Origin of the sequence: Xenorhabdus sp. NBAII XenSa04 (assembly GCF_963866145.1) — a bacterium.
In the GTDB taxonomy this organism is placed as follows: Bacteria; Pseudomonadota; Gammaproteobacteria; order Enterobacterales; family Enterobacteriaceae; genus Xenorhabdus; species Xenorhabdus indica.
Map to the genome: position 1 here is coordinate 35,822 of NZ_CAWMEB010000312.1, position 6,829 is coordinate 42,650.

The window sequence follows — 6,829 nt, forward strand, 5'->3', positions numbered from 1 at the left end:
CTGACCTCGTTTTATTGAGTGTGGGGATACCAGATCACGGGCCAAAAACATATCAGCTATACAATAAAGCTGGTGAGATGCCTTAGCATAATGTAAGTTGTATAGAAATTTGTATAGATTTAAAAATATAAAAAATATTATTATTTAAAATAAATTAATTAATAATCAAGTTCTATTCATGCATGGGAAATCAACTTCTCTCATGATCTATGAGAGTCAATTAATTCCAAGAAAATCAATATAATTACTGCTTGCCTCATCTCTTGAAGTCTCGCGGCATCTTCCTAAATCTCTACAATTTTTCAAAAGATGTTTTTCCTTATATAGGCGGCAAACCTATTGCCGAAATAACACCAATGGAACTTATGGCTGTTTTATCAAGACTGAATGATCGGGGGAGCAACCGAAAAGCTCAGAAAAGTACGTCAACGCTGTGGGGAGGTATGGCGATATGCAGTAGTAACAGGGGGAGCCGAATATAATTCCGCACCTGAATTTGTGATGCATTTCAGTGATTATTGGCTAAGACCAAACCACCGGAAATTTCGTTCCATTTCCTTTAACTCCTCTTCTTGTGGCTTGATTATCCAGTAACGACCAGTAGTAACAAATTCCATTACATCAATATGATGTATTGGAGCTTTAACAGGCAAACTCGTTAAATAAGCCAAAGCTCTAGCAAAGCCTGTTTTCCCGGTATAACACGCAACCAACCGGATACTCCGTATGCAATATATCGAGATTAGCGGCTTTATGCTTTCTGCAAGATCACTTGGTGATAAAGAATGAGCTTGAGGTAGCCTTTCCCTACAAGGAAAGCCAGTCACCTCGGTGCCAGATAAAGGGCGATCCACAGAATGCCCTTGAAAAAGGGCTTTGTTTGGATCCCCGTGCCCAAAGATATTGAGTCTAGGGCCTGGTTGCCGTTTTGGTATATCTAAAAAGTAATGGTATTGCCCATCATGACTGATCACAAGTTTAACACTACCCTTTACTGCTTCCTGTAAGGATAGCCTGTAAATGTCTTTGAAATAATGTCGATACCAGCCCATACATCCTATCCTCACCAAGGAGATAATTATTATGATACTGATACACCCAAAGATAAGGAATAGCCAGTTTAATTAGGTGATATTTTCTGATGTATTCAAATATTGAGTTGTAAATGCTAAGTTGACAACTGATAGAAAACAAAAAGTCCCGCTAGTGCAAAGCCTTTTTAATTCGAAAAGCAACGTGACATAGTTATCATTTTTATTTAGTTAATTCAGAGAGTACAGCCGTAGCAAGGCTAGTATTCACAAATAGAATATCAACACATTTACCGATCACAACCTCAACACCTTTCTCTTTAACTAATTGTAAAATTTCTTTTTTTTCAGCATTCGGAAGATTTGCTCTGTTGATTATCGTTTCAATCTTTTCAAGGGTGTTTTTATGGATCTTTATGGTAATTTCATCATCAATTGTATCCATATTGACGTATTCAACGCCGGCAGCAGTAAGAGCCATTGCATCAGGGTTAAAACCATAGCTACCATCATCAAAATGAATAGCATCATGATTAACTAAGCCAATTTTTATTAGATAGTTTATATCGTCAGCTAATTGATCCCATCCAAAAGCCTCTCCAAGGAATTGAAGTTTTTCCTTACTGATAGGCTGCATTAAATGATCCTGGTCATTCATTGCGCGAATGATCATATGTTGTCTCTCTTTCAACATAGTCATTAGGTTTTCCTCATTTCGTACTGGAAGTAGCTAAAATTATAGCCAACCTTCTAGCATTGAGGAATTAAAAGCAAAAACATGTTCATATGTCTTTACAAATAACACATAGGCAAAATATTGTTTGAACGATTTTTTACATAATACATTGAACTATTAAAGAAATGTTCTATTCTTAAAAGCAGTATCTGCCATTTGAAAAAAATTTTTCTTTTATCATTCAACATGAAAATAGCTATATTACGCAGAAATGGGTTTGGCGATCTTATCTGTACCCAGCCATTAATAAAATCTTTACAGAAAAAATACCCCAATGCAGAGATTAGTCTGTTTATAGAACAAGGTAATGATGAACTTACTAAGTATATATGCCCTGATATAAGCATCAATGTCCTTCCTCAAGGAAACAAATATCTTTCTATAGTAAAAACCGCACTAAAATTCCGCAAGAAGAATTTCGATATTGCTATCTCCGCCAAACCAAGTCCAATGAAACTCAATAATTTATTTTTATGGTTATTGGGAGCAAAAAAGCGCTATGCTGTTGTTACAGATCAAAAATGGCATTCTAAATTAGTTAACTATCCAGTCAATCAAGAAATCATAAAAGGTTACCATCAGGCTTTAAAGATATTACGTACATTTTCACCCAATGTGCAATCTTTATCATTTGATTTATTCCCTGAAATAACGTTGCATAATACATCAACTTCGATTTTCTCAGAAGAACCATTAATTTTATTTTCTGTCTCCAACAATAGAAAACATAGCTTAATTAATAATGAAAAACTTAATTTAATTGCTGGTAAAATTTCAGAAAAATATCCTACTGCAAGATTTATTATTTCAGCATTTCCCAATGATATGTATTTAGCTGAAGATTTAACCTCACGTATAGGTGATAATAGTCAGATTGTTATGTGTAATTCTTTAAACTCTTTTCTGGCATTATTAAATAATATGACCTTGATTGTAGTTGGCGATGGAGGTATTTGCCATTTATCAGCAGCATTAAAGAAAAAAATTGTTGCTCTTTATGGTGTTACCAAGCCTGAAAATTGGTCACCACTTGCATCAGAAGATATGTGTATTACCTTGTACGATCCAGAGAATGTCAATAATATTGCTCTAGCTAAAATTACTGATGCTATTTTTTCTTTACTTGAAAAATAAATTTCTCTTGATATCCCCTATTCTCTAAAAAAATAATCTATTCTCAAAGAGGCAATCTTTCCATATGCCCTATGAATTTCAAAGTACAACCAACAAAGCTATAGCTTTAAAGACTCAGGATATATAAAAATGAACTCTTGAGATCAGAGCTATTTTACCTAAGTGAATATCTTAAAAATTAGATAGAGACATCTGGTATGAGTCAAGTGTTAAATTCTCAATCTTTGAATAATCCTTGCATTAGCTGCGGCGCTTGTTGTGCATATTTTCGTGTTTCGTTTTATTGGGCAGAAACAGAAGATGGAGGAGGGTCCGTTCCCATCTCTGCCACTGAAAAACTGAACAACTTTATGTGCTGTATGAAAGGCACGAATGAGTTATATCCTCGCTGTATAAAATTACAAGGGGAAATTGGCTACTCAGTTTCCTGTTCCATTTATGATAAAAGACCTTCTCCTTGTAAGGAATTTTCTCACGCATGGGAAACGGGTGATTACAATGAAGCCTGTGATCGCACCAGAGCTGCTTATGGCCTTCCCCCTCTGCCAGAGCCAAAAACCTGATGACTTTCGCCGTCGTAAGCTATATTCGTTATTTCCATCACAGACACTTTACGTTTGTATACTTATTGTTAACAAATGTGAAAATCCATTACCGCAGAATATGTTATCACTGTACAGCTTATGAACTTCCCTTCATGAAATTATCAGGATGAAAAATAATGTCTGCTTATGTTCCTACTGAATATATCCCACAAACTTGTGAATCCTTACCACATTATCTTGCGAAAAATTTACCAACAACAATCTCACTCGGCGGATTGCCTGAAACATGGCAAATAAAGGAAGTGGGTGATGGGAATCTCAACTTAGTTTTCATTGTTTCTGGCGCTAAAAAAACGGTTGTTGTCAAACAAGCCTTACCTTATATGCGGGCAGCAGGAGAATCATGGCAACTTTCTCTTGATCGTACCTATTTTGAATATCATAACCTGCTAGAAATCAATAAATTTGTCAGCCAGTATGTCCCCGAGGTGTATTTTTACGATGAAGAAATGTCTTTATTTGTGATGGAGTATTTAGATCAGCATATTATCTTGCGTAAGCAGTTGATCGCTGGTCAGAGACTCCCTTATCTTGCAGAAGATATTGGAATTTTTCTTGCTGATACTCTATTCCATACCTCTGATATCGGAATGGACAGTAAAGAAAAAAAAGAGCTGGTAAGCCGTTTTGCCAATAATCACGAACTTTGTAAGATCACCGAAGATCTGATTTTTACAGAGCCATATTTTAATGCCGAAAGAAACAACTGGACTTCTCCACAACTTGATAGTGACGTCCACGCTGTTTGGCAAGATCAGGCAATGATCCAAACTGTGATGCAGTATAAATACAAATTCATGACTGAAGCCCAAGCCTTACTACACGGTGATCTCCACTCTGGCTCCATTATGGTAACGCCGGATTCCACAAAAGTAATAGACCCAGAATTCAGTTTCATGGGACCAATGGCATTTGATATCGGCAACTATATCGGTAATCTGTTTATAGCTTATTTTGCCCAACCTGCTTTACGAGACAATAAAAAGCAATGTACTGATTATCAGTCGTGGCTTCTAACACAGATTGAAACAACATGGGCAATATTTGTACGTCGTTTTCGTCAACTATGGAATGAAAAGAGTGTCGGAGAAGCCTATCCTATCAAAATTTACCAGCAGGGAGCTTTCAGCTCACTATTTCTTAAAGCAGCACAAGATAATTTTTTCTCCAATTTATTTGAAGAAATTCTGGTCTATGCCGGGCTTGAAATTAATCGCCGTATTATTGGCTTTGCCTGTGTCGCTGATTTCAAACAGATTGAAGATCCAACACTACGCGCCACTTGTGAAAAACACGCCTTGAAACTGGCACACGAGTTAATTGTCAACAAGCATAAACACCAAGATTTTTCACTAATTAAACGTTATATCATATAGGCTTAAGAGATTTAGATGAAAATTAATGGCATTCATTATCGATCTGTTTGGCTTGCTGGCGACGGATATACCGTCGAAATTTTCGATCAGACCAAACTACCTTTTGAGTTACAAATCATTCAATTAAGCACTATGCAGGATGCTGCAACAGCGATTAAAGATATGTGGGTACGTGGCGCCCCTTTAATTGGTGCTGTTGCCGCTTATGGTATGGCACTGGCAATGCATCAGGACAGCAGCAATGAGAACTTGCGGTTGGCTTATGACACGCTAGTCAAGGCCCGACCAACTGCTATTAATTTAAAATGGGCTTTGGATCGTTCATATCAAGTACTGGAAAATACATTTCCTCTACAGCGTAAAGGGACTGCTTATCGTATTGCCAACGAAATTGCTGATGAAGATGTCGAACTATGCCGTAAGATTGGTGAAAATGGCCTAAAAATCATACAAGGGATCGCTGCGAATAAACCAGCAGGTGAAGTCGTAAATATATTGACTCACTGCAACGCGGGATGGCTGGCAACAGTGGATTGGGGTACTGCATTATCACCCATTTATATGGCACATGATGTAGGTATTAAAGTTCATGTTTGGGTTGATGAAACTCGTCCTCGCAATCAGGGGGGATTGACGGCTTTTGAATTAGGTTCACACGGTGTTCCACATACTTTAATCGCTGATAATGCAGGAGGTCACTTGATGCAACATGGGAAAGTGGATCTTTGTATTGTTGGTACAGACAGGACAACCGCTAGAGGGGATGTTTGCAATAAGATTGGTACTTATCTTAAAGCTCTGGCAGCCAAAGCAAATCAAGTGCCATTTTATGTTGCTTTACCATCACCGACACTGGATTTTACGGTTTGGGATGGCGTAAAAGAGATCCCTATTGAACAACGTTCAGGTGAAGAGCAATCACATGTCTATGGACTCACTTCGCAAGGAAAACGCAATTGGGTCAATACCGTTCCGCAAGGAACACTTTGTAGAAATTATGCTTTTGATGTCACACCAGCAGAATTAGTTACCGGATTAATTACAGAACGCGGGATCTGTGATGCTAGTGCAGCAGGATTGCGCATGCTTTTCCCCGATTTATACCAACAGTATTCGTAATGGCTATTTTTTATGGTAAATAGAGAACATATCTGCCAGTCAATCATTGAAACTTGTCTTAAGATGAATGCACTGGATTTAAATCAAGGAACATCAGGAAATATCAGTACTCGCTATCAGGATGGTTTTCTGATCACTCCCAGTGGTGTCCCTTATGAGCAATTGACCCCAGATCAGATTGTCTATATCAAGCATGACGGGGAAGCTGAACCGGATAAAGTACCATCAAGTGAATGGTATTTTCATCTCTCCTGCTATCAGGCACGCCCTGAGTTGAATGCCGTTGTGCACAACCATGCTGTCAATGCAACGGCAGTTTCCATACTCAATCATTCCATCCCTGCTATTCATTATATGGTGGCGGTGACAGGGGCAGACCATGTTCCCTGTATTCCCTATTCAACCTTTGGGACTCCTGAACTGGCAAAGAGCGTCAAAGAAGGAATTAGGCACAGTAAAGCACTGTTAATGCAACATCACGGCATGCTCGCGATGGAAGCCAATCTGGAAAAAGCGCTATGGCTGGCGAATGAAGTGGAAATACTGGCGAAACTTTATTTAAAAATTCTGCCTGTTGTTGGAAATAATATTGGAAATGTTACAAAAAATATTCCGATACTTCCTTCCGAAGAGATGCAACAAATTTTGACAAAATTTAAAAGTTACGGATTAAAAACTCAGTAACAAAGTGAAAAAGCAGCATTTTCTGATCTTATTGAGGGACTATGTTGTTTTTACAAAACCTAATTAAAAACCAAACATGGATTTTGTTTGTATATCACTCAATAACTGGATTATAAGGAGCTGGATGAAGTGGTGGGCGATACC

At 37.8% G+C, this 6,829-nt stretch carries 7 protein-coding genes and 1 pseudogene; 6 read left to right on the top strand and 2 right to left on the bottom strand.

The window, feature by feature from the left end:
- Positions 1–299: 299 nt before the first annotated feature.
- Positions 300–519 (top strand): annotated as a pseudogene (locus tag AAC147_RS11205) (phage integrase central domain-containing protein); the annotation flags it as partial.
- On the opposite strand, the gene AAC147_RS11210 reads toward AAC147_RS11205, so the two are convergent.
- Both AAC147_RS11210 and AAC147_RS11215 read right to left on the bottom strand, forming a co-directional pair.
- A complete protein-coding gene (locus tag AAC147_RS11210) occupies positions 516–1,052 on the bottom strand; it encodes a hypothetical protein (RefSeq protein ID WP_047680998.1) in 537 nt (178 codons plus the stop codon). The pseudogene AAC147_RS11205 and the gene AAC147_RS11210 sit on opposite strands and share 4 nt — an antisense overlap.
- Positions 1,053–1,254: 202 nt before the next feature.
- On the bottom strand, positions 1,255–1,731 hold the full coding sequence (locus AAC147_RS11215; protein ID WP_047681000.1) for a hypothetical protein: 477 nt from the start codon (positions 1,729–1,731) through the stop codon (positions 1,255–1,257).
- A gap of 192 nt (positions 1,732–1,923) precedes the next feature.
- On the opposite strand from AAC147_RS11215, the gene AAC147_RS11220 reads away from it, so the two are divergent.
- The 5 genes from AAC147_RS11220 to AAC147_RS11240 all read left to right on the top strand — a co-directional run bounded on the left by AAC147_RS11220 (position 1,924) and on the right by AAC147_RS11240 (position 6,685).
- Complete coding sequence (locus AAC147_RS11220; protein ID WP_047681003.1) at positions 1,924–2,901, top strand: glycosyltransferase family 9 protein; 978 nt, start codon at positions 1,924–1,926, stop codon at positions 2,899–2,901.
- A gap of 197 nt (positions 2,902–3,098) precedes the next feature.
- A complete protein-coding gene (locus tag AAC147_RS11225; protein WP_047681006.1) occupies positions 3,099–3,464 on the top strand; it encodes a YkgJ family cysteine cluster protein in 366 nt (121 codons plus the stop codon).
- Between the two features lie 158 nt (positions 3,465–3,622).
- Positions 3,623–4,882: an S-methyl-5-thioribose kinase gene (gene mtnK, locus AAC147_RS11230; RefSeq protein ID WP_047681009.1), complete on the top strand. Its 1,260-nt coding sequence runs from the start codon at positions 3,623–3,625 to the stop codon at positions 4,880–4,882.
- Between the two features lie 15 nt (positions 4,883–4,897).
- Entirely contained in the window at positions 4,898–6,001 is a 1,104-nt protein-coding gene (mtnA, locus tag AAC147_RS11235; protein WP_047681012.1) for an S-methyl-5-thioribose-1-phosphate isomerase, read from the top strand.
- Between the two features lie 12 nt (positions 6,002–6,013).
- On the top strand, positions 6,014–6,685 hold the full coding sequence (locus AAC147_RS11240) for an L-fuculose-phosphate aldolase (RefSeq protein WP_047681015.1): 672 nt from the start codon (positions 6,014–6,016) through the stop codon (positions 6,683–6,685).
- Positions 6,686–6,829 lie beyond the last annotated feature (144 nt).

What these genes read in the sequence shown, in the direction of transcription:
- mtnK (WP_047681009.1), top strand. Translation starts at nt 3,623, where the DNA reads ATGTCTGCTTATGTTCCTACTGAATATATCCCACAAACTTGTGAATCC.
- AAC147_RS11210 (WP_047680998.1), bottom strand. Translation starts at nt 1,052, where the DNA reads ATGGGCTGGTATCGACATTATTTCAAAGACATTTACAGGCTATCCTTA.
- mtnA (WP_047681012.1), top strand. Translation starts at nt 4,898, where the DNA reads ATGAAAATTAATGGCATTCATTATCGATCTGTTTGGCTTGCTGGCGAC.
- AAC147_RS11240 (WP_047681015.1), top strand. Translation starts at nt 6,014, where the DNA reads ATGGTAAATAGAGAACATATCTGCCAGTCAATCATTGAAACTTGTCTT.
- AAC147_RS11215 (WP_047681000.1), bottom strand. Translation starts at nt 1,731, where the DNA reads ATGACTATGTTGAAAGAGAGACAACATATGATCATTCGCGCAATGAAT.
- AAC147_RS11225 (WP_047681006.1), top strand. Translation starts at nt 3,099, where the DNA reads ATGAGTCAAGTGTTAAATTCTCAATCTTTGAATAATCCTTGCATTAGC.